Here is a 24,568-nt window from a genome sequence, read left to right as displayed (position 1 = left end):
TGGCCCGGCTGGCGCCGCCCCGCGCTGACCCGCTCCGCTCAGCCGGTCGGGGGTTGGCGAGCTCGACGGAGTAGTGGCGATCGCGCCGGCCGTCGTCGAACACCACGCGGGACCCGAGCAGCGTGTGTGCTGGTCGGGGCGTCCAGGGTGAAGGCCCGGACCCCGAGCTACTGGCTTCGCGCGGGGTCGATCGACCGTCGTCCCTGACGGGGCACGGACCGCCTCGGCGCCGATCCGTCGGCGAGCTGCTCGAGCAGCTCGGCCGCCCGGGTCTCGCGTCCTGCCTGCGCGATCTCGGCCTGCATCCGGCGCGCGGCGGCGGCGTACCGGGAGTCGCCGAGAACCGCCACGACAGCTGCCCGGACCGCTGCCGGCTTCGGGGTCTGCGTGCGCAGGTTCACCCCGACGCCGGAGGCGGCAATCCGGGCGGTGACCTCGATCTTGTCCTCGGTTCGGCCCGCGCCGACCATGGGGACGCCGTGCGAGAGCGCGAGCTGCACACCGCCGTAGCCCCCGTTGGTGACGAACACGTCGACCCACGGGAGCAGCTGGTCGAACGGGATGAACCGCTCCACCCGCGCATTGGCCGGCAGCGGCCCAAGCTCCGCCGGGTCGCCACCCCCGGTGACCGCGACGACGAGAACGTCCTCGCCCGCGAGCCCGGCCAGCGCCGGTCGAATCAGCTGATCGGCATCGGTGGCGATCGTTCCCTGGTTGATGAGAACGACCCGGCGCCCGGAGAGCTCGTCCCACCAGGACGGCGGCCGCCACCCGGGGTCGACCGCCGGGCGCGGCGGCCCGACGAACGCGACCTGACCTGGCAGGTCCGAGACGTCGTACTCGAAGCCGGGCGGACTGAACTGCAGATAGAGCGCGGTGGCCAGCGGGTAGGAGAAAATCGTTCCGGTCGCCGCGGGAAGGCCGAACACCCGCCGGGTCCGGTTGATCTCGGCGGTCACCGGCCGATACACCGCCTGGCGCGTGAAACCGTCCAGCATCCTGTTGCGCAGCCGGCCCGGTGGGCCGGTGGCCGGCGCCAGTCCCGTGCCGAAGGGGGCGAGATCCCTGCTGGGGAAGGGCAGGACGCTGATGCCGAATCCGGCCAGCGGCGGCCCGCCCAGTTCCTGCAGGAGTATCCCGCCGATGAACGCGGTGTCGGTGACCACCGCGTCAGCCGGCTCCTCCCGCAACAGCGCCGTCAGGTCCTGTACCTGGTTCGGCGCCGGCTTCGCAAGCGCCTGAACCAGGTCGAACCGCAGCTTCTTCAGCCCGGACAGTGCCCGGCGCCGCGGGAAGTGCTGATCCAGCCCCACGAGGCTGTAGTCGAAGGCCGGGTCCGTGATCGGGCGGAATCGCGCACCGGCCGCGGCGATCTTCCCCTCGAAGGCGGCGCCGGTGTACCAGCGCACGGTATGACCGCGTTCGACCAGGGCACGGGCAATGGGCAGCGCGGGCACGGTGTGGCCGACGGCCGGGATTGTGGCGAACAGGAATCGCGACATTCTTCCCCTCGGGCAAGGTCGACGGCTGCGCGACAGCCTGCATACGAGCTGGCCCGTGGTCACCACGAGACGAATCCTCTTCGGATTCCACGTGCCACCCGGCGCCTTGACCCGCATGCTGCCACCCCGAGGCGGCTGTCCTCGCCACGCCGTGCCGAGGCGCGTCTACGCCAACCGGCCATCCCTGATCAGGGAGCGGAGGCCCCGGCGGTCCGGCTTGCCACTCGGCAGGGCGGGTACCTCGTCGTCCGCGGCGACGATCCACCGGGTCGGGACCTTGTAGCTCGACAGCCGGGCGCGGGCGCGGGCGGTGAGAGCGGCCACGTCGATGCCCGCCGTGGCCGGGACGATGACCGCGCACACCTCCTCCCCGCGGCCAGGGTGCTCGACGCCGGTCACGATGCAGTGCGCCACCTCGGGAAACTCCTCAAGGACGGCCTCGACCTCGCGCGGTGACACGTTCGACCCGGCGACCTTGATCAGTTCGCTGTCCCGGCCGACGTAGAAGAGCCGAGGGTCGGCCGTCCTCCGGTAGACGCGGTCGCTGGTGTGGTACCAGCCGTCCGCGTCGAAGACCTCCCAGCGTTCGCGCTTGTTGTAGCCGGCCATCGCGCCGATGCCGCGGATGAGCAGCTCGCCGACCGTCCCGTCCGGGACCGGCGCGCCGTCGGCGTCGACGATCGCGGTCTCGGTGAACGCGAAGCTCCCGCCGGACTCGGTCAGGCTGCGGTGAGTCGGATGGCCGTCCGGGACGCCCGCCATCGAAAGATCCACCGGTCCGTCCCGGAGCGCGGGAGCGCTGCGCAGGTCCCGGTCGGGAAAGGACGGGTGCAGCCGCAGCTGCTGGGTGAACGCCGGCCAGCCGACGACGCCGTTCGCACGCTCCCGCTCGGCGAGGTCGAGCGCCGCCCCGGCCTCCAGCCGTGCCAGCACCAGCACCGCGACGGGCTCGTGCAGAGCGCCGGTCGCGGCCAGGATCCCGCCGATCCAGAAGAACGGCATCGCGCAGAGGATGCGGGGCCTGTGGTCGACGCCGGTGAGCCCGCGGATCGCCGCCGGCCAGGTGGAGGTCTGCCGCACCAGCGTGCCGTGGGTGTGCAGCACGCCCTTCGGGTCGGCGGTCGATCCGGAGGTGTGGACCATGAGTGCCAGGTCGGCCGGGGTCACCTCGGTCTCCACCGCGGCGAGCAGCTCGGCCCGCACCATCGCCGGGTCCCGCGCATCCCAGCGGGTGGCCCACCCTCGGTCCGTCGGCCCGGTCAGCACGATCCGCCGCAGATACGGCGCGCCGGCCAGCTCGAGCTGACCGGCCGGCTGCCCGGCGAGCTGCCCCGCCAGTTCCGGGAAGGCCGTCTCGAACCGATCGGCGATGTCGATGCTCAGCACCGTCGTCGGCGCGACCATGAGCTGCACATCGGCCAGCCGCGCGACCTTGGCGATCTCCATCGGCTGGTACAGCGTGCTGAACGGAACGGCCACGGCCCCGATCCGGCTCACCGCCAGCCACCAGACGGCCCACTCGACGCCGCTGGGGAAGAACAGGCCGACCCGGGTGCCCTTGCCGACACCCTCGTGGAGCAGCCACCGGGCCGCCCGGGCGGACCGCGCCTCCGCCTCGGCGTAGGTCAGCCGGTCGGTGAGCGAGACAAGGTAGTCGGCGGACCCGAACTCCCGAGCACAGCGCCCCAACAGATCAGGCACGGTCGGACGGATCTCGTTGCCGGTCGGTGGCCGCATGGTGAGCTTCCCGCCCTCCGCGATGAGGTCTACGGATCAGTATGGGTGACGCGCGGGGAGCGCAGCCAGGGTTCGACCCTCGTGCAGGCTCGACCGGCCGCTCCCGAGCAGCGGACGACGTCAGACCGCCGTCAGTGGCACATCAGAGGCAGGGTGCACAGTAAGAACTGCAAGAAACGAACTGCACCGCACACCACCAGCACCACCCGCATCATGTTTCTGGGAGAGGTTTCCGTAGCGGCCTAACGGGGCCCGGGCTTCGGTCTGGGAGGATCTCTGATCCACGCAGGTTCGAATCCTGCCCTCTCCGCGTCTCACTGTCAGTCGGTCTGGGAGGAGTTGTTTCGCGCCATCGGCGCCATCGGCACCATGTTTCTGGGAGAGGTTTCCGTAGCGGCCTAACGGGGCCCGGGCTTCGGTCTGGGAGGATCTCTGATCCACGCAGGTTCGAATCCTGCCCTCTCCGCGTCTCACCACCAGTGGCCCGCCGCCGGGCCGGTGCCTCCGCACGAGGGAGGTGCCGGCCCGGCGGCGGTGTCTGTGGGATACACCTGTGGTTGCGGTCCGTTGCCATGGCGTACGGTCGGTGTCGATCAGGACCGCCGGATGGCAGGAGGCTGCATGACCACGGCGATCGCCGGGACGTACCGTAGCCCACAGGTCGGTGAGCTGTTGCGGCTCTGGCGGGAGCGCCGACGTCTCAGCCAGCTGGAACTGGCGTCGTACGCCCAGGTCTCGGCCCGTCATCTGAGCTTTCTGGAGACCGGCCGGGCCCGCCCGAGCCGCGACATGGTGCTGCGGCTCACCGACCAGCTGGACGTCCCGCTGCGGGACCGCAACGACCTGCTTCTCGCCGCGGGTTATGCGCCGGCCTATCCGGAGACCTCGCTCACCGCCCCGCAGATGTCCTCGGTGCGGACAGCGGTGCGCAGCGTGCTGGCTGGCCATGCGCCGTATCCCGCGGTCGTCGTCGACCGTGACTGGAACATTGTCGACGCGAATCCGAGCCTGTCGCTGTTCACCGACCTGGCCGCTCCGGAGGTGCTGGCGCCGCCGGTCAACACACTGCGGCTGGCCCTGCATCCGCTCGGAATGGCTCCGTGGATCCTCAATCTCGGTGAATGGCGGGCGCACCTGCTCGGCCGCGTGCGGCGGCGGGTCGCGGCGGACGGTCGGCTGGCGGACCTGTACGCCGAGCTGTCGAGCTATCCGTGCGACGAGGAGGAGCCCGAGGTCGCCGTCCCGGGCGCCGGGGACATCTTCGTACCCCTGCGGCTGCGGGTCGGCGACCGGGAGCTGTCCTTCTTCTGCATGGTGGCCACGTTCGGCACGCCGCGCGACGTCACCGTCGCCGAGCTGACGATCGAGTCGTTCTTCCCGGCGGACGCGACGACGACCGACGCTCTCAGGTCGGGGGGGTGATCTCGATCAGTCGTTGCCCGCCGAGGTAGGGGACGAGGACGTCGGGCACCGTGACCGAACCGTCGGGGCGCTGGTACTGCTCGAGGATGGCGGCGACGGTGCGGCCGACGGGCAGGCCGGAGCCGTTCAGCGTCGCCGCGAAGCCGGTGGCGCCGCGGCGGTCCCGGATCCGGATGCGGGCCCGGCGGGCCTGGAAGGTGCCGCAGTCCGAGCAGGACGAGATCTCCCGGTAGTCCCCCTGACTGGGCAGCCACACCTCGATGTCGAAGGTCTTGCGGGCGGAGAACCCGATATCGCCGGCGGGTAGCACGACGACCCGGTAGGCCAGCCCGAGGCGGCGCAGCAGCTCCTCGGCGTGCCCGAGGAGCAGCGCCAGCTCCTGCTCGGACTGCTCGGGCGGGCAGATGCGCACCAGCTCCACCTTCGCGAACTCGTGCAGCCGCAGGATGCCCCGGGTGTCCCGGCCGTAGGAGCCGGCCTCCGACCGGAAGCACGGTGTGTGGCCGGTGAGCGCGAGCGGCAGGTCCGCCGGGTCGAGGGTCTCCCCGGCGTGCAGGCTGGTCAGCGGCACCTCCCCGGTCGGGATGAGGTAGAGATCGCGGTCCCCGACCCTGGTCCGGAACAGCTCCTGCTCGAACTTGGGCAGCTGTCCCGTCCCGGTCATCGTCTCCCGGCTGACCAGGCTCGGTACCGCGTACTCGGTGTAGCCGTGCTCCCTGGTGTGGACGTCCAGGAAGAACGCGGCCAGGGCGCGTCCCAGTGCCGCACCCTGGCCCCGTGCGACGGCGAACCGCGCGCCGGAGAGCCGGGCTGCCCGGCGCATGTCGAGCACCCCGGTGAGCTCTCCGATCTCGGCGTGGTGGCGGACCGGGAAGTCGAACACGGGCGGAGCTCCGACCCGGTACAGCTCGACCGCCTCGGCCGCCGAGTTCCCGTCCGGAATGTCGTCGGCCGGCAGGTTCGGGATCGCCAGCAGGATGTCGTCCAGCTCGGCGCAGACCAGGCGGTGCTCGGCCTCCGTCTGCTGGATCCGTTCCTTGAGCTCCCGGGCCCGGGTCCGGACCTCTGCCTGGGCGACCCCGCCGGAACGCCCGTGGTCCCGGCCGGCCCGGGCGAGCTGGTTGGACTCGGCCCGCAGGCGCCCGACCGCGTCCACCGTCTGGCGGCGCAGCCGGGTCAGCTCGCCCAGGGTCGTCAGGTCGAGGGAGTGGCCGCGGCGGCACATCCGCGCGACGGCCTCCTCACCCGAGTCGAGCAGTGCCTGCGGGTCATGCATCGGGATCGCTCCTCCGCGTCCGCCGGGTGTCAGGTGCCCGGTTCCGGATTCTGTGTTCTCGACGGATCAGGTCAGGCCGGATCCGGTCAGGTCACGTCAGAGCGACGGCGGCTTCATGCCGAACTGGTAGTCGATGGTGATCTGCCCGTCGGCGTTGGTCACGATGAAGTCCCGGCCGAAGGTGTCGACCGCACCGGTCGCGGTGCTGACCATCACCCAGCCGAAGAGGCAGCCGCCGTGATGGCCGTAGGCGTCGTTCTGGGAGCGGAACGAGAATCCCTTGGCGAAGTACTCGTTGTGCGCGGCGGTGACCGCGTTGTCGATCATGTCGCGGCCGCTGACCACGAAGAGGCGGTTGTAGTAGGTGCCGTCCTCCGCCCAGATGTCGTCGATGATCTTTCGGCGGGCGGCGGGGTCCTCCTCGTTCCAGGAGGCCATGTAGCGGTCGACGAAGGTGTTCCAGTCGCTGTTCGGGATCATGTCCGTGACTCCTTCGGGTGTGCAACGAACGAACGGGAACGAAAAGGGAGGGGACGGGGCCGCTGTCGGGGTCGGCGGCGTACAGCGCCGCGCGGCGCTAGCGGGCCGGGGCGAGGTAGCGGCGCAGGTGGCTGACAAGGTCGAGGGCGATGGCGAGGCCGCAGTCGTCGACGAAGAAATGGCCGCCGGGAAACTCGCGGTTGCCGAGGTAGCTGGTTCCGCGGCCAAGCCAGGAACTGACGGCGCCCTCGCTCATCAGCGTGTCCGACCGCCCGGTGTAGGTGACCAGCGGGCACGGCACCCGGGCGCCGTCGTCCACCAGGTAGGCGCAGACGGTCAGGTCGGCCCGGGTCGGCGGCATCGTGATCGCGAGCATCCGCTCGTCGGTGTAGATCTCCGGTGGCAGCGAGCCGAGGCTGATGAGCCAGTCCACGAGCTCCTGCTGTGGCGCGTCGATCTTGTCCTTGGGGGGTACCAGGAACCCCCGCGGCGTCCAGCCCGCGGCGCCGACGAGCACTGGCGGGGGACCGCCGCGCCGGTCGACGGCCACCGCCAGGCGGTAGGCGAGCAGGGCGCCCAGCGAGTGGCCGAACAGGGCGTACGGCCGGTCGTCCAGCTCGTCCATCAGCGCCTCGTACAGCGCGTCGAGCAGGGGTTCCGGCCGGGTGAACGGCGGTTCGGAGAGCCGGTCCTGCCGGCCGGGCAGCTGCACGGCCTGCATCGCGACATCCGCGGGCAGGTACTCCGCCCAGCCGTGGAAGGTCGACGCGCCGCCGCCCGCGTGGGGAAGGCAGAACAGCCGGACCGCGGCCTCCGGGTCGATCTCGGCCGGCTGGAACCAGCGTGGCCGCGGGCTCATGGTGTCTCCCCGCCGACCGCGGCCGCCGCGGCCGCCGCGGCAGCCGCGCCGGCCCGGGCCCGCAGCTCGCGGCGCAGCACCTTCCCGGTGGGGTTGCGGGGCAGCTGGTCGACGAACTCGTACCGGTTGGGAATCTTGAAGTCAGCGATCCGGCCGCGCAACCAGCGCATCAGGTCACGGCCGGTGACGGTGATGCCCGGCCGGGCCACGACGACCGCCTGGACGACCTCGCCCCACCGCGCGTCCGCCACCCCGACCACGGCCGCGTCGACCACGTCCGGATGGGTCCGGATGGCGTTCTCGACCTCGACCGGGTAGATGTTCTGCCCGGCGACGATGATCATGTCATTGATCCGGTCGCAGATCACCAGGTAGCCGTCGGGATCCAGGTAGCCGGCGTCCGGCATGTGCAGCCAGCCGTCCCGGACGGTCTCGGCGGTGGCGTCCGGGCGGTTCCAGTACTCCAGGAACCGGGCCGGAGTCCGTACGCACACCTGGCCGATCTCGCCGGCGGCCCGGGCCCGGCCCTGCTCGTCGACGATCCGCACCTCGTTGCCCGGGCAGGCCCGGCCCGCGGTGCCCAGTTTCGGGTGGCCGGGCACATGCTCGTGCGGGGCGAGCGCGGTCACCACGCTGCCGGTCTCCGCGGAGGCGTACATCTGCGCCAGCTCGCAACCGAACTCCTTGATGCAGCGCAGCATCAGCGCCGCCGGCATGGGCGCGCCGCCGTAGACCACCTTGCGCAGCGACGAGAACGCCTCCGGGGTGGCACCCCGCTCGTCCAGCATCATCTGCAGCATCGCCGGGGCGGCGAAGGTGTTGGTGATCCGGTGATGCCGGATCAGCCGCACCGCCTCCTCCGGCACGAACATCCGCAGCACCACGCTGGTCCAGCCGACGACGAAACCGTGCAGGAACCAGGCCATGCCGCCGGAGTGCAGACCGGGGAAGGCGATCAGCGCACGGTCCGTCGGCAGCCAGTCGATCCAGTCGTTGCCGGCCCGGCGGATGTTCTCGATGAAGACGAAGTAGGTGCGGTGCGCCAGCACGACGCCCTTCGGCAGCCCGGTGGTGCCGCTGGTGTACATCTGCACCACCGGGTCGTCCGGTCCGGTGCCCGGGTCCAGCGCGGTGTCGGGCTGGCCGGCCTTCCAGGCCAGGAACCCACCCGACCTGGTGCCCGGGGTGTCGACCGTCACCACGGTCACCGGCCGCGGCAGGTCCATCCGCACCCGCTCGACGACCGGGCGGAACTCCTCCTCCACGAAGATGATCTCGGCGTGCGAGTCGTGCAGGACGTGGTCGACCTCACGGGCGGTCAACCGCCAGTTGATCGGCACCAGCACGGTGCCGCTCTTCGCGCAGCCGAGCACCAGGTCGTAGTAGTACTCGGACTCCCGGCCGAGGTAGGCCACCCGGGAGCCGCGCCGCAGCCCGGCGGCGAGCAGCGCGTGCCCGGTGCGGTTGCTCTCCCGGTGCAGCTGCGCGTAGGTCAGCTCCCGGTCCTCGCAGATGAGGGCCACGTGATCGGGACGACGGGCGGCGTGCACCGCGGACCTGGCCGTCAGCGTGTGGGCATCGGGATCGATCATGACCTCACTCCGTCTGTTGTCTCTCGCGTCTGGCATCTGGCGTCCGGCACCGGAGGTGGCCTCAGGCCTCAGGCCGCGGGCTCGGGCACCAGCTGCTGGTCCAGGAACTCGGCGAGCAGGCTGGCCGACGGGTAGTCGTAGGCGATCGACGTCGCCAGCGGCAGCCGGAACGCCGACTCCAGGGCGTTCTTGAGCTCGACGGCCACCAGTGAGTCGAGGCCGAGAGCGGTGAACTCGGTGACCGAGTCGACGTCCTCGACGTCGTCGTAGTGCAGGACGTCGGCGACCTTGGCCCGCACGAACTCGTCGATGGCCGCGGTGCGTTCCGGACGGCTGGCCGCGAGCAGCGCCTCCAGGTCGATGCGCGCCGCGGAACCGTCGTCGACGGCGTACCTGGCGTACAGGGCGTTCCCGGCCGGCCGGGTCGCGGCGTACCGGCCCCAGTCCGCCTCACCGACGACCACCTGGGCGGTCGGCGCGCCGAGAACCGCGTTGAACGCCCGGACGCCCTTCGCTGGTGCCAGCAGCCGCACACCCTCGTCGGCCCAGCGCCGGATCAGCTGTTCGCTGAGCCCGGCGGACATGCCGACCGTGCTCCACGGGCCCCAGTTGATGCTCAGGCCGGGCAGGCCCCGGGCGGTCCGCCACTGCATCAGCGCGTCCAGATAGGCGTTCGCCGCCGCGTAGTTCGCCTGGGTCTGCGCGCCGGTCACCGAGGCGGCCGACGAGTACCCGACGAAGAACGCGAGCTGCGGGAAAGCCCGCGTGGCCTGGTGCAGCAGAGCCGCGCCGGCCATCTTCGGTGCCAGCACCGGACGCATCTGCTCCCAGGTCATGGCGGCGACGGGGCCGTCGACGATGGCACCGGCGGCGTGCACGATCCCGCCGACGGGCCGCCCGGCCGTCAGCTCCCCGACCAGCCGCGTCACCTCGGCCGGTTCGGAGATGTCGGCCCGGTGCACCGTGACCTCGGCCTTCTCCCGCAGCCGGGCGAGCAGCGGCGCGACGTCCGCGGCCGGCTCGGTGCGCCGGCCGACCAGCGCGATGTGCCGGGCGCCCCGGTCGACGAGCTGCCCGGCGGTGAGCAGACCGAGCCCGCCCAGCCCGCCGGTGACCAGGTAGGTGTGCTCCGGGTCGAGCGTCACCTCCCGCGCCGCCGGGACGTGCTCGTCGACGAACGTCAGGATCAGCTTGCCGATGTTGGCGCCTCGGCTGAGGACCCCGAACGCCTCTTCGACCTCGTCGAGCGCGTAGGCGGTGGTGTGGATCGGCGGCAGCTCGCCGGCCGCGACGCGGCTCACGACGATGCCCATGATCTCGCTGTTGAGCCGGTACATCTCCGTCTCGGGCAGCTCGCTGAGATCGAAGTTGTGGTAGGTGACGTCCGGGCGGGCCGCCCGCATCTGCTCCGGCGTCCAGGCACCGACCTTGCCCATCTCGACGAACCGGCCGCCGTCGCCCAGCGCCCGCAGCCCCGCCGGGATGAAGTCCTTGTTCAGGCTGTTCAGGACGATGTCGACGCCGGCGCCGTCGGTGACCCGCAGGATCTCGTCGGCGAAGTCGAGCGTGCGCGAGTTCATCACGTGCCGCACACCCTGGGCCCGCAGCAGCGGCCACTTGTGCGGGCTGGCGGTGGCGTACACCTCGGCGCCGACCGCCTTCGCCATGTGCACGGCGGCCTGGCCGACACCGCCGGCGGCGGCGTGGACGAGCACCCTGTCGCCGGCCTTCATCCCGGCGAGCGTCGTCAGCGCGTAGTGGGCGGTGACGTACACCGAGCCGAGGCCGGCGGCCTGGACGAAGCTGACGTTCGCCGGCTTGGGCACCGCCATCGCCGACGGCACCGTGATCCGGCGCTTCATGCAGCCCATGTGGTTGACGACGACCTCGTCGCCGAGCTGGAAGGCTGCCTGCGGGCCGACCGCGACGACGGTGCCCGCCGCCTCGAAGCCGAGCGGCTGGTCGCCGAATTCGCGGAGCATGCCCAGCGCGTTGAGCACGTCCTTGAAGTTCAGCCCGGCGGCGTGCACCGCCACCTGGATCTCGTCGCGGGTCGGCGGGATGTCCGCGCTGGGCACCAGCGTGATCCCGCCGAACCGGCCGTACTCCCGGATGACCAGCTCGGCGTTGCCGTCCGGCCCGGCCGGCCCGTCCTCCGGCCCGCCGTCGGGGCCTGCCGGCAGCAGCCGGCGCACGTGGCGCAGACCGCCGCGGAAGGCGAGCTGGAACTCCTCGCCGGTGCGGCCGGTCAGCTCGTCGAGGAACGGCCCGGGGTCGGCGTCGGCCAGGTCGATCAGCGTGACCCGCCAGGACGGGAACTCGTTGAGCAGCGTGTGGCCGAAGCCCCACAGGCTCGCCGCGGGCGGCGGCCCGGCGGCGGCAGGGGTGTCGCCGGGCAGATGCTGGGCCTGCTCGGTGAGCAGCCACAGCCGCTGGTCCCGGCCGAAGCCGGCATCGCCGAGCACCCCGACCAGCTCGAGCAGCCCGGTGTAGTTCCACTCCGTCTCGGCCCACAGCGCGGCCGTGGTCGGGCCGTCCGTGCCCGAGCTGTCCGTGCCCGAGCTGTCCGTGCCCGAGCTGTCCGTGTCCAGACGGTCCGTGTCCAGGCTGGCCACGGCCTGGCTGGCGCTCGCGGGGCCGGCGCTCGGCCGCCCGCCGGAAGCGGCCCACCACCAGCCGATGTCGGTGACCGCGCCGTCCCGCAGCGCGGTGCGGACCTCGGCGAGGGTCCGGGCGATGCTCAGGCGCACCCCGGCGCCCTCCGCCCGCGTCCGCAGGCTGGCCGGTTCGTCGGTGCCGGTCGGCAGCACCGCGAGCAGATGCCGGTCGCTCTGGCCGCCCTGCCCGGGCAGCGACTGCTTCGTCCAGCGAAGGTGCTGGACGAGGCCCGTCCGGCGGCCGGTGCTCTCGGCGAGCCGGCGGCAGCCCAGGCCACGCAGCTCGAACACCGGCTCGCCGCCCTCCAGCACGAGCAGGTCGAGCGAGATGTCGACGCCGTCGGCGTCCACCTCGGCCGTGGCCAGCAGCACCTGCAGGTCGGCGGAGCGGGGCTTCTTCAGCAACCGGAAGTAGCCGAAACGCACCGGCAGGTACTTCTCGTCGTCGACGGCCAGCGCGGCGAACGCGTGCGACGCGCTGTCGAGGATGGCCGGCGCCACCAGCTCGACGCCGGAGGTGCCGCCCGCCGCCTCGTTGCCCCGCAGCTCGCCGACGGCCAGGACGTCCGGCGTCCCGATCTCGCCGTAGCGGAGCACCCGGCGCATCCGACGGAACTGCTCGCCGTAGTCGAGGCCGGCCGCGGCGTAGGCCGCGTAGACCTCCTCGGCGGAGAGCTCGGCGGTCGGGATCGTAGCCGAGGCCGCTCTCCCGGTCGCGGGGCTCGCCGTCGCCGTCCCGGCCGCCGCGGCGAGCTCGCGCAGCCGCTCGCCGGCCGGGGTCAGCTCGCCGGCGGGGGTCGGTACGGCGTCCGTCCGCGGCCCGAAGGCGGCGGTCACATGCCGGCGCTCGATCGGGCCGTCGGAACCCGGCACGATGCTGGCGATCTCCACCGTGGCGGTGCCGTCCGCGGCCGGGCGCAGCCTGGTCCGCAGCTGCACCCGCTCGTCCTCGGCCAGGAACAGCGGCTCGGCGATGCGCAGGTCCACGATCGGCCGCCCGGTGTCGCCGTACACGGCGTCCTGCAGCGCCAGCAGCGTCTCCAGGTAGCCGGTGCCGGGGAAGACCACCCGGTTCATCGCGACGTGGTCCGCCAGCCACGCGGGCTCGGTCACGCTGATCTGCGCGGCGAACTCGCGTACCCCGTCGGCGGCCGGCGCGCGGGTGTCCGAGTCGGCGGTGTTCGTCGCGCGGGTGTCTGTCCCGGCGGTGTCCGTCTGGGCGGCGGCGGGCACCTCGGCCCCGAGCAGGGGATGGGTGACCGGGCCGGCGATGGCAGCGCCGCCCAGCGCGTGCCGGCGGCCCTTCACCGGCAGCCAGTGCCGCCGGCGGTCGAAGGCGTAGGTCGGCAGCGAGATCAGCTCGCCCGGCCGGTCGGCGTGGTAGGCCGGCCAGGAGAACGCCAGCCCGGCGGCGTACACCCCGGCGACGGCGGCGTCGATGGTCGCGCCGTCGAGGTCCTTGGGCGCCAGGCTGGTCAGCCAGCGATGGTCCCCGGCCGGCACGCACTGGCGGGCCAGCGCGGTCAGCGCCCGGGTCGGCCCCACCTCGACGAAGGCGTGCCGGCCGCGGCGGGCGATCGCGCCCACCCCGGACTCGAAGTTCACCGGCGCGCCGATGTGCCGGACCCAGTAGTCCGGGGTCGAGATCTCGGCCGGTTTCGCCACCGCGCCGGTCACGTTCGAGATCAGGGTGAGCGTCGGCTCGTGGAACGTGATGTCGGCGATCTCGGCTCGGAAGGCCTCGTACACCTCGGCCATCAGCGGGGAGTGGAACGCGTGCGAGACCGCCAGCCGTTTGACGTTGTGCCCCTGGGCGGTCAGCTGCTCGCCGACCTCGGCCAGTGCCTTGTCCCCACCGGAGACGACGCACTGCTCGGGCGCGTTGATGCCGGCGATCGCCAGGTCCGGGTAGCCGGCGAGCAGCGGCTCGACGTCCGCGGCGGCGGCGTTCACCGCGATCATCCCGCCCGGCTCGCTGACCGACTGCATCAGCCGGGCCCGGGCCGCGACGAGCCGGACGGCGTCCGCCACGGTGAACAGGCCCGCGACGGCCGCCGCCACCACCTCGCCGATGCTGTGCCCGATCAGCACGTTCGGCCGGACCCGCCAGGACAGCCACAGTTTCGCCAGCGCGTACTCGAGGGTGAAGAGCGCGGGCTGGGTGAGACGGGTCTGGTGGATCTGCTCCGGGTCGGCGGCCGTGCCGCGGATCATGTCCCGGACCGAGGCGTCGAGGTACGGCGCGAACAGCCGGTCGCACTCGTCGACGTGCTCGCGGAACACCGCGAACCGGTCGTACAGCGGGGCACCCATGCCGGCGTACTGCGAACCCTGCCCGGTGAACAGGAAGGCGACCTTGCGGACGTCCGGCCCACCGGCCCTGCCGCGCTCGAGCTGGTCGTGCTGCCGGGCCAGCAGGTCGGTGAGCTCCTCGTGGCCGCGGACGGCGCCGGCCAGCCGGTGCGTGAAATGCGCCCGGCCGACGTTCGCCGTGTAGCACAGGCCGGTCAGGTCGACGCCCGGGTTCTCGGCGAGGAACCGCTGGTAGCGCTCGATCTGCAGCTTCAGCGCCGGCCGGCTCTTCGCCGACAGCGTGAACACCCGGCCGGTCGCCCCGGCCGCGGCGGTCGGCGCCGCGGCCGGCGCCGGAGTCGACGTGTCGGCCGGGGCCTCCTCGAGGACGGCGCACGCGATGCTGCCCGCGAACCCGAAGCTGTTCACCAGGGCCCGCCGGACGTCCCCGTCCCCGTCTCCTCCTCCTCCACCACCGTCCCAGTCGCGGTTCTCGGTGGGCACTGTGACCGGGATGCTGTCCCAGGGGATACGCCCGGTCGGGTTCGGCATGTTCAGGTGCGGGAAGATCGTCCGCTCCCGCATCTGCGCGATGGTCTTGATCACGCCGCCGAGGCCGGCGACCGGCTCCATGTGACCGATGTTGGTCTTCACCGACGCGACGGCGACCGGCGTGGCCTTCGTGCGCGACTCGGAGAACACCTCGGTGATGGCGCCCATCTCGATCGGGTCGCCCAGGGGGGTGCCGGTGCCGTGCGCCTCGACATAGGAGATGTCGGACGGGGCGAGCCGGGCGTCGGCGAGCGCGGAGCGCATCACGGCCTCCTGGGCGGTGCCGTTCGGCACCGTCAGCCCGGCGCTCTCGCCGTCCTGGCCGATCGCGGTGCCGCGGACGACCGCGAGGATGCGGTCGTTGTCCCGGCGGGCGTCGGAGAGCCGCTTGAGGACCAGCACGGCGCAGCCCTCGGCCCGGGCGTAGCCGTCAGCCGCCTCGTCGAACGTCTTGCACTGACCGTCCGGCGCCATCATGTTGCCGTTCGAGAACACCACCAGGATCCGCGGGTGGTGGATGGCGTTGACCGCGCCGCACAGCGCGATGTCGGTCTGCCCGGAGCGCAGCCCGTCGACGGCCAGGTGCAGGGCGGTGAGCGAGGACGCGCAGGCCGCGTCGGTGCTGATGCTCGGCCCGCGCCAGCCGAGGAAGTACGACAGCCGGCCGGACATCGGGAAGGTGGTGATACCCGAGGCGAGATGGCCGTCCAGGTCCTCGTACGGCAGGGAGTCCAGTTCGAGGGCGTAGTCGATGGAGCTCGCCCCGATGTAGACACCGCCGTTTCCGTGCCGCAGGGTCGTCGGGTTGATGTTCGCGTCCTCAAGCGCCTCCCAGGCCGTCTCCAGCAGCATCCGCTGCTGCGGGTCGGTGAACTGGGCCTCCAGCGGGGAAATGTTGAAGAACTGGGCGTCGAACTTGTCGATATCGTCGACGAAGCCACAGCCGGCTACCCGGATACGGCCCCGGTCGTCCGGGTTCCGGGCGGTGAAGGCATCCAGGTCCCACCGATCCTCCGGTACCGGACGGATACCGTTTCTGCCGGCTCGGAGGAACGCGGAGAAATCGTCCAGGGTGTGGTTGTCGCCAGGAAAACGCAGCCCGACGCCGACGATGGCGACCGGCTCGTGCAGGCGGCTCTCCCTGGCATCGAGGGCCTCCTCCCGGCCGCGGATCGTCGCCAGGGCCGCGGCGAGTTCGGCGGCGTCCTGTCCCGTGGACTCCGGCGTGCGCGTCGGCGCGGCCGTCGGTCTGTCCGCCGGCCTGTCCGCCGGCCTGTCCGTCGGTGTGGTCGTCACAGTGCCGTCTCCTTGTCCTGCGGGGCTGGGCCGGACACCTGCCGACCGCTGGTCCCGCCACCCGGGCCGACGAACAGGTCGGCCAGCACGTCCTCGCTCAGATGGGAGATGAGGCGCCCGACAGTCGGCCGGTTGAACAGCACGTTCGCGCTGATGTCACAGCCGAGCAGTTCCTCGAGGCGCTGCTTGATCTCGATGATCCTTAGCGAGGTGAAGCCCATCTCGAAATAGCTTTTCTCGGTTTCCAGTTCCTCGTCGTCGGTCATCAGGAGAGTTCTTCTGAACTCTGTGACGACCAGCTCCTCGAGAGCATCGAAACGTTCCGACCGGGGCAGCTCGCCGATTCTTTCAATGGTCTCGGTGTGCTGTGCTGAAATACTCATCTGGTCACCTCGTCGACCCGGATGGTGGAAGTCAAACAGAGGCGGCTGACACCGGACTGACCGTGGACTGATCGGCCGGACCGTCATCCGACGCCGGGTGGTCGGTGGCGGGCTGGCGGGCCAGCGCCGCGAAACGTCGCGGCCTGGCCCGGCGCAGCCACCAGGCGTGGGCGGCCCCGCCGACGGCGGCGACCAGCACCAGCCAGGGCAGTGAGGTGATCGCGGCGTTCGTCGTCCCGGTCATCACCGAGAAGTTGCCCACGACCAGGACCGCCGCGGCCGTCAGGCCGGCGACGCCGGCCAGCGACGCGACCACCACCCCCCGGCCGCCGTTCGGCCGGATGCCGCCAGCAGTAGCCGAGCACCGCCACTCCGGCCAGTGCCTGCAGGACGATGATCGCCACAGTGCCGAGCCCGAGCATGCTGGTCGCCAGGCTGACGTAGGGATCGAGCCCGGCGACGGCGAACGCGGCCACCACGACGACGGTCAGCCCGGACTGGACCAGGCTTGCCCGGTGCGGCGCGCCGTGCCGCGGGTGCACCGCGGCCAGCCCGGCCGGCAGCAGCCGCTCCCGGCCGAGGACGAACAGGTAGCGCACCGCCGCGCCGTGCAGCGCCAGCATGCCGGCCAGCAGACTGGTGCACAGCAGCACCTGCATCACCGTGGTGGCCGCCGAGACCAGGTAGTCGTCGCTGAGCTGGAAGAACAGGTCGCCGAGCTGTTCGGTGGCGCTGGCGCGCACGTTGCCCGCGCCCACCGCGCCGACCACCAGCCAACTGGTCAGCGCGTAGAACACCGAGATCGCGACGACGGCCAGGTACGTCGCTCGCGGCACGCTGCGTTCCGGGTCCCGGGCCTCCTCGCCGTACAGCGCCGCGGACTCGAACCCGATGTAGGAGACGAACGCGAACATCAGCGACACCCCGAGGCCGGGGCCGAACACGGTGCCCGGGGCGAAGGCGGCGGCCGGCAGCGCGGCCGTGCCGTCCCTGGCCAGGATGGCGACGTCCAGTGCGACGAGGATGCCGACCTCGGCGACCAGCAGCACGGCCACCACCCGGGCGCTGATGTCGATCTGCCGGTAGCCGAGCGCCGCCGTCACCGCGATACCGGCCGCCGCCCACAGCTCCCAGCGCAGGTCCAGCCCGTGCGAGGCGGCCACCAGCTGCGCGAAGTAGGCGAACGCGCCGGCCACCCCGATCGTTGCCGCGTTATAGGCGAGCAGCGCGATCCACCCGCCGCCGACCGCGGGCGTGCGGCCCAGGCCCTGGGCGACATACGTGTAGAAGCCGCCCGCGTTCACCACCCGTCGGCTGATCGCCGCGTAGCCGACAGAGAAACACAGCAGGGTGAGGCCGGCGAGCACGAACGTCGCGGGCACACCGGCGCCGCTGCCGAGCGCGAACGCCAACGGCACCGTGCCGACCAGCGCACCGAGCGGCGCGGCCGCCGAGACGATCAGAAAGGCGATCTTCGGGGTGGTGAGGGTCCGCCGCAGCCGGTCGTCCCCGGCCGCCGGGGCCGCCGGGCCCGGTGGGGCCGGTGGGGCCGGTGGTCGGGCGCCTCCCGGGTGGGCCCCGGTCGTGTCGGTCATGTCGCACCTGTCCAGGTCGAGGATGGCCGGGCAGCCGGGTGCCGGCCATGCGGGGAAGGCCATGCGGGGAAGGCGAGGAGGCGGCTTCGGGATCTACTGCGGGAGGTTGTCGTGGCGGAACCGGGGGAAGCCGGCACCCCGCAGATAGCCGAGGGTGTCCTTGACCGCGGCCCGGGTGTCCGCCGGATCGATGATCTCGTCGACGGACATCCGCTCCGCGGCGATCCGCGGCAGCATCGCCTCGTCCCGGTAGCGGGTCAGCAGCTCACCGCGCCGGGACGGGTCGGCCGCCAGCTCCCGGCGGTAGATGACGTCGATGGCGCCCTCCGCGCCCATCACCGCGAGCTGTGCGTCGGGCCAGGCGAACACCGCGTCGGCGCCGAGCGACCGGGAGTTCATCACGATGTAGGCGCCGCCGAACGCCTTGCGCAGCACCACCGTCACCCGGGGCACCGTCGCCTCGGCGTAGGCGTACAGCAGCTTGGCCCCCTTGCGGATCACGCCGCGGGCCTCCTGGCTGGTCCCGGGCAGGAAGCCCGGGGTGTCCACCAGGGTGACCAGCGACAGCCCGAAGGCGTCGCAGAACCGCACGAAGCGGGCGCCCTTCTCCGCCGAGGCGATGTCGAGCACCCCGGCCAGGGCGTTCGGCTGGTTCGCGATGACGCCGACCGGCACACCGTCGATCCGGCCGAAGCCGGTCACGATGTTGCGGGCGAACCGGGGCTGCAGCTCCAGGAAGCTGCCGGCGTCCACCACCCCGCGGATCACTCCGCGCACGTCGTAGGGCTTGCGCGGGTTCGCCGGCACCACCGGCATCGGTTCCGGGCCGGCCGGTGGCGCCGCCGGCGGGTCGTCCCAGCAGGAGCTCGGCAGGTAGCCGAGCACCCGCCGGGCCATCGCGATCGCGCTGTCGGGGTCCGGGGCGACGAGGTGGGCGACCCCGGAGTCCCGGCTGTGCACCCGCGCCCCACCCAGCTGTTCGGCGGTGACGTCCTCGAAGGTGACGGCCCTGACGACCGCCGGACCGGTGAGGAACATGCACCCCCGCTCGGCCGACATGATGACGATGTCGGTCAGCGCCGGTGAGTAGACCGCGCCGCCGGCGCAGGCCCCCAGCACCACACTGATCTGCGGAATCCGGCCCGACACCGCCACGTTGGAGCGGAAGATCCGGCCGTAGCCGTCGAGTGCGCCGACCCCCTCCTGGATGCGCGCGCCGCCGGAGTCGAGCAGGCCGACGACGGGCATCCGGGCCCGGGCCGCCGCCTGCACGGTCCGTTCGATCTTGGCCGCGTGCACCTCGCCGAGTGAGCCGCCGAGGGCCGACGGGTCCTGGGCGAAGACCGCGACCGGCCGGTTGTCGACCCGGCCGAGCCCGGTCACCACCCCGTCGCCGGCCGGGCGGCGACGGTCCATCCCGAACGCGGTGGCCCGGTGCCGGGCCTGGCTGCCCGACTCCAGGAACGAGGCGTCGTCCACCAGCCGGCGCAGCCGGTCCCCGGCGCCACCGGCCGGCGGCGCCATCTGTCCCGGCGCGACCGCGGTGGACGCCGGTCCGGTCGTTGTCACCGCCGGGGCCGGCTCGGCGACGGCGAGCTCAGGCGACATCGGCGGCGCGCTCCTGTGCCAGGTGCACGATCGCGCTCACCTGTTGCAGTTCGGCGAGTTCGTCGTCGGTGATGCGGACCCGCAGCTCGGTCTCCAGCGCCCAGGCCAGCTCGACGATGTCCAGCGAGTCGAGCCCGAGGTCCTCCAGGCTGGCCTCCGGCGCGACCTCGGCGACGTCCACGTGGAACGCGCTCACCAGCAGGTGCTTGATCTGGTCGTACATGAGATCTCCCCAGGGAGTGCGTGCGAAGGTGCGGCGGAGTCAGCCGACGGCGGCGGTGCCGGTGGTGTCGCCAATCCCGGCGAGGGCGGTCACCTCCGGCCAGACGACCGTGGCGGCGCCCCAGCTCAGGCCGGCGCCGAAGGCGGTGAGCAGGGTCCGGTCGCCGGGGCGGAGCAGGCCGGCCGCCGCCGACTCGGTGAGCAGCAGCGGGATCGAGGCGGCCGCGGTGTTGCCGACCCGCTCGATGTTGGACAGCCGGTGCCCGCCGGCCGGCACGCCGAGGCGGTCGGCGACCGCGTCGAGGATGCGCGCGTTCGCCTGGTGCCCGGCGAACCGGTCGACGTCGGACGTCGCCCACCCGGCGAGCGCCAGCGCGGTCCGGCCGGCCTGGGTCATCCGTTCGACGGCGTGCCGGTAGGTGTCCCGGCCGCGCATGTGCAGGTAGTTGTCGCCCGGCTCGACCATGCTGCCGGCGGAGCGCTGCCGCGACCCACCGGCGGGAATGCCGATCAGGTAGGTGTTGTCGCCGTCGCTGCCGAGCACCACCGGGCCGACCGCGCCCGGCTCGTCGGTGTCGCCGGCGCGGATCACCACCGCGCCGGCGCCGTCCCCGAAGATCGGCGCGGTGCTGCGGTCGGCCGGGTCGACGATCGTGCTGAACGAGTCGGCGCCGATGAGCAGCACCGTCTCGACGGTCCGGGTGGCGATCATCCCGGCCACGGTGGCCAGCCCGTAGAGGAAGCCGGCGCACACGGCGGAGACGTCGAACGCGGCGATGCCGTTGAACCCCAGCCGGGCCGACACGTCCGGCGCGGTGGCGGGGCACAGCCGGTCCGGAGTGGTGGTGGCCAGCACGACGGCGTCGACCGCCGGTTCGCCGGCCGCCCGCAGCGCCCGCCGGCCGGCCTCGACCGCCAGGTCCCCGGTGGACAGGCCCGGGGTGACATGGCGGCGCTGCCCGATGCCGGTGCGGTCCCGGATCCAGGCGTCCGAGGTGTCCAGGAAGCGGACGAGGTCGTCGTTGGTGACGAGGCGCGGCGGCACCCAGGAACCGGCGCCGGCGATCACGGCGGCCCGCCCGGCCGGCACGGTCACTCCGCGCGCCCGGCCGCCCGGCGTGGCCGTCATCGGGCACCCGCCTGGTGGCCGATGATGATCGCGGGGTCCAGCCCCATGTAGGCCATCCGGGCCCGGGCCATCTCGTCGGTCCACCGCTCGGCGGTCTCGTACCGCTCGGCCGGGGTGGTGTCGAGCAGCCGCCGGCCCGGCCAGATCTCGTAGTCGGCCAGCAGGTCGGCGTGCTCGGCGAGCCCGGCCTGGAACAGCTCCTCGCGGCGCATGACGAACGCCCGGTCGGGAACGGTGTCCCACAGCTGCCGGCCGCGCCGCAGGATGTCGAGCAGCCGCGGCCGGAACTCCGGGTCGGCGGCGAGCCGGTCGCGGACGATCGAGCTGGCCACCGTCAGATGACGGATCTCGTCGATCGACGTCCCGCGGGCGATCTCGCCGGCTGCCGGGTCGAGCAGGCTCCACTTGCGCTCGCTCAGCTCGGCTGCGGGGGCCAGCACCCCCTCGATGATGATCGCGAAGATGGCGACCCCGCCGAAGAAGTCGCCTTCGTCGCGCACCGTGGCGAGGGTGAAGTCGATGATCGGGTCGATCACCGCCGCGGTGAAGTCCGCGGACACCTCCTCGACGACGGCGGCCAGCTGCTCCCGGGGCACCCCCAGCTCCACCAGGTGGTTGCGGAACACCAGCGAGTGGCGTGCCTCGTCGATCAGCTGGGTGGCGTAGAACTCCAGCTCCGGGATGCCGGGCGCGTGCGTCACGTAGTACGACAGCACCCGGGTCGCCTGCTCCTCGGCGACCGAGCGGCAGCCCAGTTCGATCAGCAGCGAGTCCCGCAGCGGCCCGGGCCGGCGCATGTACTCCGGTGTCGGTGCGCCGGGCGCGTGACCGGTCTCGGCGCGGCCGGCCAGTGTGCCCTGGGCGACGGCGCTCAGCCAGTACGCCAGTCCGCAGTCGTCGGTGGTCAGGGTGAGGGTGCTGGCGCCGTCCAGCAGCCCGGGGGCCTGGTCCCAGTCCGCCTCGCGGGGGACGGTGGTGGCCATCGCGGTACTCCGTTCGTCAGATCGGTTCGTCAGATCGGTCGCGGGTCAGTCGAGCCCGGTCGCGGCTGCTCCGGTGAGTGGGCGCCGGCCTCGACGGCGGGGCACCTCGTGCAGTTCGGCGCCGTGGACCCCGGCGGCGTAGCTGATCAGCGGGCTGCCGCCGCCAACCGTCCCGTCGACGACCTCCGCGACGTGCAGGTCGTGGTCGCCGGTGGTCAGCCGGGTCCGCAGCCGGCAGGTCATCGCCGCCACGGCCCCGGCCAGCCGCGGTGCGCCGCAGCCGGCGTCCGGTCGCCAGTCGAGCCGGTCGAACTGGGCGAGGCCGGCCGGCCGGTCCGGGTCGGCGAACCAGTCGGCCAGCAGTGCCTGCCGGCGGGACAGCACGTTCACCACGAACATCCCGCCGGCCACGGCCAGGTCGGATGTCAGCGAGCCACGCCGCAGGCTGACCCCGACCAGCAGCGGATCCCGGGAGACCGCGAGGACGGAGCTGACCGTGGTGCCGTGCACGACGTCGCCGTGCCGCACCGTCAGCACCGTCACGCCGGTGGAGAGCCGGCGGACGGCGTCACGGCGACCGTCGGACCCGGGCTCGGGCCCGACGGTCATGTCCCGGAGCCGGCGGGCAGCCCGGAGAGCACCGGCCCCGGCTCGCTGCCGCTGCCGCTGCCGCTGCCGTCGCCGCTGTCGCTGTCGCGGTCGAGCTCGGCGGCGAACCGCTGGTAGGCCGGGTGCGGCTCGGGTTCGAAGGCGAAGCCGAACGGCTTGTAGAAGTTCCCGAACAGGCCGCGGTCGCCGAACAGGTGGATCGGGATCACGAGCAGCGCCCACTCGGGACCGGCCACCCAGATCCAGACCCCGATCACCGCCCCCTGTGTGATCATGCTGTGCATCACGTTGTAGGCGACGTAGTAGGCCCGGGGAACCTGGTGGTCCGGGCTGCGCCGGTAGGCGATCGCGCCGGGGATGTAGCCGATGAGGTCGATGTAGGCGAAGAGAACGATCGCGGGCAGCCAGCGGACCTCGCCGATGTTCGCGAGGAACAGGCCCGTGAGGACGGCGAACGCGACCAGGTACTCGGCCCGGTGCAGTCGGTAGGTGGTCGGTGTCTCGACCGGGTTTGCGGCGTCCATGGCGATATACCTCGTCAGGCCGTGGCCGGGACGGCAGCCTCGGCGCCGCCCACGTTTGCCGGTGTCAGGTCCAGGCCGCCGCCGAAGGTGACCTTCTCGTGCATGCCGGCGATCGCCCAGGCGACCGTCTCCTTGATGACCCGCTCGGCGATCGGGTCGAGAATGCCCTCGAGGCTCGGGATACCGAAGTCGAAGTCGCAGACGAAGCGCACGGCCGTGTCAGCCGGGTTTCCGCCGTCGACGGCGAGCGTCCAGGTACCGGTGAAGACGTCGAAATCGCCCTCGGTCTGCTCGAACTCGATCCGCAGCTGGTCGGTGAGGAAACGCTCGTCCTCGGACCACTGCAGCAGCCCGCTGCGGAAATGCAGCTCCCAGCTGGACGAGCCGGTCGGCTCCGGCCGGCCGCGGTGCACCACCACCGACTCCGCGTGCGGAGCCAGTTCCTGGTATCGCTCCCACGACGCCACGTTCTCGAAGACGTCCCCGGGGGAGACCCCGTGGACGACCGCGTCCAGTACGACTTTCCGCATGACGGTCACAGCCCTTCCGGCATCGTGGCACCGTGTGCCAGCAGGTCGTCGGCGGCCTGCTCGAAGGCGGCGAGCAGGAAGTCGACCTGCGCGTCGTCGAGAATCGCCGGCGGCGTCAGCCGCACGACCGAGCTCCCGTTCATCGAGTGGTTGGCGACGACACGGTTGTTGAACAGTTCGATGAGGAACTCGCCGGCCAGCCCGGCCTCGGCGAACTCGATGCCGATCAGCAGGCCCTGGCCACGCACCTCGACCACGAGCCCCGGCAGCTTCCGGGTGACGATCTCGGTGAGGGCGGGCAGGAGCCGCGCGCCGAGGCTGGCCGCCCGCGCCGGGACGTCCTCCTCCTTCGTGGCCCTGATCGCCCCCACGACGGCGGCCATCAGGACCGGCGCGCCGGTGAAGGTGCCGGTGTGCCGGTACGGGTCCTTGTCGAACACCGAGAACGTCCTGCGGTTCGCCAGCGCCGCGCAGACCGGCAGCACCCCGCCGCCGAGAGCCTTGCCGGTGAGCAGGACGTCCGGGAGCACCCCGTAGAGGTCCGCGCCCCACCAGGCACCGAGCCGGCCCATGCCGGTCTGCACCTCGTCCAGGATCAGGAAACCGCCGTACTCCCGGCACAGCGCCTCGACGCCGGGCAGGTACCCCGGCGGCGGCAGGATGACCCCGCCCTCGCCCTGGACCGGCTCGACGATGACGCACACCTCGCCCGGGTGGGCGGCGAGCTCCGCCTCCAGCGCGGGCAGGTCCCCGAACGGGATGTGCGTGACGTCCGGCAGCAGCGGCCGGAACGGCTCCTGGTACACCTCCTTCGCGGTGACGGACAGCGCGCCGAGGGTCTTGCCGTGGTAACCCAGGTGCATCGAGACCAGTCGGCGCCGGCCGTTGGCCCGGGCCAGCTTCAGCCCCGTCTCCACCGCCTCCGCGCCGGAGAGCGCGAAGTGCATCCGGTTCAGGCTCGGCGGGACGACCGACGCCAGCGCCTCGGCGGCCCGGCCGACGGTCGGCTCCAGCAGGATGCGGGTGGCGATCGGATGGGCGTCCAGCTGGTTGCGAACCTCCGCCAGCACGGTCGGATGCCGGGCGCCCAGGGTCAGCACGCCGTAGCCGCCGCAGTTCAGGAACCGCTCGCCCGCACTGGTCCACAGCCAGGCACCGGACGACGCCATCTCCAGGTGGCTGCCGAACATCTCGGCGACGACGGCCCGGCCCTTGCTCAGATGCTGGCGGTAGCGCCGCAGGGTCTGTGCCGGCGACTCGGGGCCGGCGATGTCGGTGGGCGGCTGGGTGACTGTGGTCATGAAGGGGCCTCCAGTGCGG

The 24,568-nt window shown here is 72.5% G+C and carries 18 protein-coding genes and 2 tRNA genes; 3 read left to right on the top strand and 17 right to left on the bottom strand.

Annotated features, from left to right (window positions below):
• Nucleotides 1–167 precede the first annotated feature (167 nt).
• Both AB1460_RS12395 and AB1460_RS12390 read right to left on the bottom strand, forming a co-directional pair.
• Entirely contained in the window at nt 168–1,502 is a 1,335-nt protein-coding gene (locus AB1460_RS12395; RefSeq protein ID WP_368961217.1) for a nucleotide disphospho-sugar-binding domain-containing protein, read from the bottom strand.
• Nucleotides 1,503–1,667: 165 nt separating this feature from the next.
• Nucleotides 1,668–3,239 (bottom strand): class I adenylate-forming enzyme family protein, encoded by a 1,572-nt coding sequence (locus tag AB1460_RS12390; RefSeq protein WP_368961216.1) that lies wholly within the window; start codon nt 3,237–3,239, stop codon nt 1,668–1,670.
• A 222-nt stretch (nt 3,240–3,461) separates the two neighbouring features.
• Between AB1460_RS12390 and AB1460_RS12385 the strand changes: the two genes are divergently transcribed.
• The 3 genes from AB1460_RS12385 to AB1460_RS12375 all read left to right on the top strand — a co-directional run bounded on the left by AB1460_RS12385 (nt 3,462) and on the right by AB1460_RS12375 (nt 4,661).
• Nucleotides 3,462–3,549: transfer RNA gene (locus AB1460_RS12385), tRNA-Arg, on the top strand.
• A 68-nt stretch (nt 3,550–3,617) separates the two neighbouring features.
• Nucleotides 3,618–3,705, top strand: a tRNA-Arg gene (locus AB1460_RS12380).
• Between the two features lie 155 nt (nt 3,706–3,860).
• Nucleotides 3,861–4,661 (top strand): helix-turn-helix domain-containing protein, encoded by an 801-nt coding sequence (locus AB1460_RS12375; RefSeq protein WP_368961215.1) that lies wholly within the window; start codon nt 3,861–3,863, stop codon nt 4,659–4,661.
• Here AB1460_RS12375 and serS read toward each other — a convergent pair.
• From serS to AB1460_RS12300, 15 genes are all read right to left on the bottom strand, one after another.
• Nucleotides 4,645–5,937: a serine--tRNA ligase gene (gene serS / locus AB1460_RS12370; protein ID WP_368961214.1), complete on the bottom strand. Its 1,293-nt coding sequence runs from the start codon at nt 5,935–5,937 to the stop codon at nt 4,645–4,647. The genes AB1460_RS12375 and serS overlap by 17 nt on opposite strands.
• Before the next feature lie 96 nt (nt 5,938–6,033).
• Nucleotides 6,034–6,417: a hypothetical protein gene (locus tag AB1460_RS12365; protein WP_368961213.1), complete on the bottom strand. Its 384-nt coding sequence runs from the start codon at nt 6,415–6,417 to the stop codon at nt 6,034–6,036.
• A gap of 97 nt (nt 6,418–6,514) precedes the next feature.
• Nucleotides 6,515–7,276, bottom strand: a complete 762-nt coding sequence (locus tag AB1460_RS12360; RefSeq protein ID WP_368961212.1) for a thioesterase II family protein — start codon at nt 7,274–7,276, stop codon at nt 6,515–6,517.
• Nucleotides 7,273–8,868: a long-chain-fatty-acid--CoA ligase gene (locus AB1460_RS12355; RefSeq protein WP_368961210.1), complete on the bottom strand. Its 1,596-nt coding sequence runs from the start codon at nt 8,866–8,868 to the stop codon at nt 7,273–7,275. The genes AB1460_RS12360 and AB1460_RS12355 overlap by 4 nt, the downstream gene beginning before the upstream one ends.
• A 68-nt stretch (nt 8,869–8,936) precedes the next feature.
• Nucleotides 8,937–15,551, bottom strand: a complete 6,615-nt coding sequence (locus AB1460_RS12350) for a type I polyketide synthase (RefSeq protein ID WP_368961252.1) — start codon at nt 15,549–15,551, stop codon at nt 8,937–8,939.
• Nucleotides 15,552–15,661: 110 nt separating this feature from the next.
• Nucleotides 15,662–16,048: an acyl carrier protein gene (locus tag AB1460_RS12345; RefSeq protein ID WP_368961209.1), complete on the bottom strand. Its 387-nt coding sequence runs from the start codon at nt 16,046–16,048 to the stop codon at nt 15,662–15,664.
• An 83-nt stretch (nt 16,049–16,131) separates the two neighbouring features.
• Nucleotides 16,132–17,643, bottom strand: a complete 1,512-nt coding sequence (locus AB1460_RS12340; RefSeq protein WP_368961208.1) for an APC family permease — start codon at nt 17,641–17,643, stop codon at nt 16,132–16,134.
• A 93-nt stretch (nt 17,644–17,736) separates the two neighbouring features.
• On the bottom strand, nt 17,737–19,251 hold the full coding sequence (locus tag AB1460_RS12335) for an acyl-CoA carboxylase subunit beta (protein ID WP_368961207.1): 1,515 nt from the start codon (nt 19,249–19,251) through the stop codon (nt 17,737–17,739).
• Complete coding sequence (locus tag AB1460_RS12330; RefSeq protein WP_368961205.1) at nt 19,241–19,474, bottom strand: phosphopantetheine-binding protein; 234 nt, start codon at nt 19,472–19,474, stop codon at nt 19,241–19,243. The genes AB1460_RS12335 and AB1460_RS12330 overlap by 11 nt, the downstream gene beginning before the upstream one ends.
• Nucleotides 19,475–19,513: 39 nt before the next feature.
• Complete coding sequence (locus AB1460_RS12325; RefSeq protein WP_368961204.1) at nt 19,514–20,602, bottom strand: beta-ketoacyl-ACP synthase III; 1,089 nt, start codon at nt 20,600–20,602, stop codon at nt 19,514–19,516.
• A complete protein-coding gene (locus AB1460_RS12320) occupies nt 20,599–21,585 on the bottom strand; it encodes a VlmB-like protein (protein ID WP_368961203.1) in 987 nt (328 codons plus the stop codon). The genes AB1460_RS12325 and AB1460_RS12320 overlap by 4 nt, the downstream gene beginning before the upstream one ends.
• Nucleotides 21,586–21,630: 45 nt before the next feature.
• Nucleotides 21,631–22,194, bottom strand: coding sequence for a flavin reductase family protein (locus tag AB1460_RS12315; protein WP_368961201.1), 564 nt, complete (start codon nt 22,192–22,194; stop codon nt 21,631–21,633).
• On the bottom strand, nt 22,191–22,718 hold the full coding sequence (locus AB1460_RS12310) for a hypothetical protein (protein ID WP_368961200.1): 528 nt from the start codon (nt 22,716–22,718) through the stop codon (nt 22,191–22,193). Before AB1460_RS12310 ends, AB1460_RS12315 begins: the two co-directional genes overlap by 4 nt.
• A gap of 14 nt (nt 22,719–22,732) precedes the next feature.
• Nucleotides 22,733–23,248 carry a type II toxin-antitoxin system RatA family toxin gene (locus AB1460_RS12305; protein ID WP_368961199.1) on the bottom strand — a complete coding sequence of 172 codons (516 nt, stop codon included), beginning with the start codon at nt 23,246–23,248 and terminating at the stop codon, nt 22,733–22,735.
• Between the two features lie 5 nt (nt 23,249–23,253).
• A complete protein-coding gene (locus tag AB1460_RS12300) occupies nt 23,254–24,549 on the bottom strand; it encodes an aspartate aminotransferase family protein (RefSeq protein WP_368961198.1) in 1,296 nt (431 codons plus the stop codon).
• Nucleotides 24,550–24,568 lie beyond the last annotated feature (19 nt).

The organism is Parafrankia sp. FMc2 (genome assembly GCF_041008525.1).
Lineage (GTDB): Bacteria > Actinomycetota > Actinomycetes > Frankiales > Frankiaceae > Parafrankia.
The sequence above is the reverse complement of the archived record's forward strand: the minus strand, read 5'-3'. Positions and strand labels throughout refer to the sequence as shown.

What these genes read in the sequence shown, in the direction of transcription:
- AB1460_RS12325 (WP_368961204.1), bottom strand. Translation starts at nt 20,602, where the DNA reads ATGACGGCCACGCCGGGCGGCCGGGCGCGCGGAGTGACCGTGCCGGCC.
- AB1460_RS12300 (WP_368961198.1), bottom strand. Translation starts at nt 24,549, where the DNA reads ATGACCACAGTCACCCAGCCGCCCACCGACATCGCCGGCCCCGAGTCG.
- AB1460_RS12310 (WP_368961200.1), bottom strand. Translation starts at nt 22,718, where the DNA reads ATGGACGCCGCAAACCCGGTCGAGACACCGACCACCTACCGACTGCAC.
- AB1460_RS12330 (WP_368961205.1), bottom strand. Translation starts at nt 19,474, where the DNA reads ATGTACGACCAGATCAAGCACCTGCTGGTGAGCGCGTTCCACGTGGAC.
- serS (WP_368961214.1), bottom strand. Translation starts at nt 5,937, where the DNA reads ATGCATGACCCGCAGGCACTGCTCGACTCGGGTGAGGAGGCCGTCGCG.
- AB1460_RS12390 (WP_368961216.1), bottom strand. Translation starts at nt 3,239, where the DNA reads ATGCGGCCACCGACCGGCAACGAGATCCGTCCGACCGTGCCTGATCTG.
- AB1460_RS12335 (WP_368961207.1), bottom strand. Translation starts at nt 19,251, where the DNA reads ATGTCGCCTGAGCTCGCCGTCGCCGAGCCGGCCCCGGCGGTGACAACG.
- AB1460_RS12315 (WP_368961201.1), bottom strand. Translation starts at nt 22,194, where the DNA reads ATGACCGTCGGGCCCGAGCCCGGGTCCGACGGTCGCCGTGACGCCGTC.
- AB1460_RS12345 (WP_368961209.1), bottom strand. Translation starts at nt 16,048, where the DNA reads ATGAGTATTTCAGCACAGCACACCGAGACCATTGAAAGAATCGGCGAG.
- AB1460_RS12355 (WP_368961210.1), bottom strand. Translation starts at nt 8,868, where the DNA reads ATGATCGATCCCGATGCCCACACGCTGACGGCCAGGTCCGCGGTGCAC.
- AB1460_RS12305 (WP_368961199.1), bottom strand. Translation starts at nt 23,248, where the DNA reads ATGCGGAAAGTCGTACTGGACGCGGTCGTCCACGGGGTCTCCCCCGGG.
- AB1460_RS12340 (WP_368961208.1), bottom strand. Translation starts at nt 17,643, where the DNA reads ATGACCGACACGACCGGGGCCCACCCGGGAGGCGCCCGACCACCGGCC.
- AB1460_RS12395 (WP_368961217.1), bottom strand. Translation starts at nt 1,502, where the DNA reads ATGTCGCGATTCCTGTTCGCCACAATCCCGGCCGTCGGCCACACCGTG.
- AB1460_RS12375 (WP_368961215.1), top strand. Translation starts at nt 3,861, where the DNA reads ATGACCACGGCGATCGCCGGGACGTACCGTAGCCCACAGGTCGGTGAG.
- AB1460_RS12365 (WP_368961213.1), bottom strand. Translation starts at nt 6,417, where the DNA reads ATGATCCCGAACAGCGACTGGAACACCTTCGTCGACCGCTACATGGCC.
- AB1460_RS12360 (WP_368961212.1), bottom strand. Translation starts at nt 7,276, where the DNA reads ATGAGCCCGCGGCCACGCTGGTTCCAGCCGGCCGAGATCGACCCGGAG.
- AB1460_RS12320 (WP_368961203.1), bottom strand. Translation starts at nt 21,585, where the DNA reads ATGGCCACCACCGTCCCCCGCGAGGCGGACTGGGACCAGGCCCCCGGG.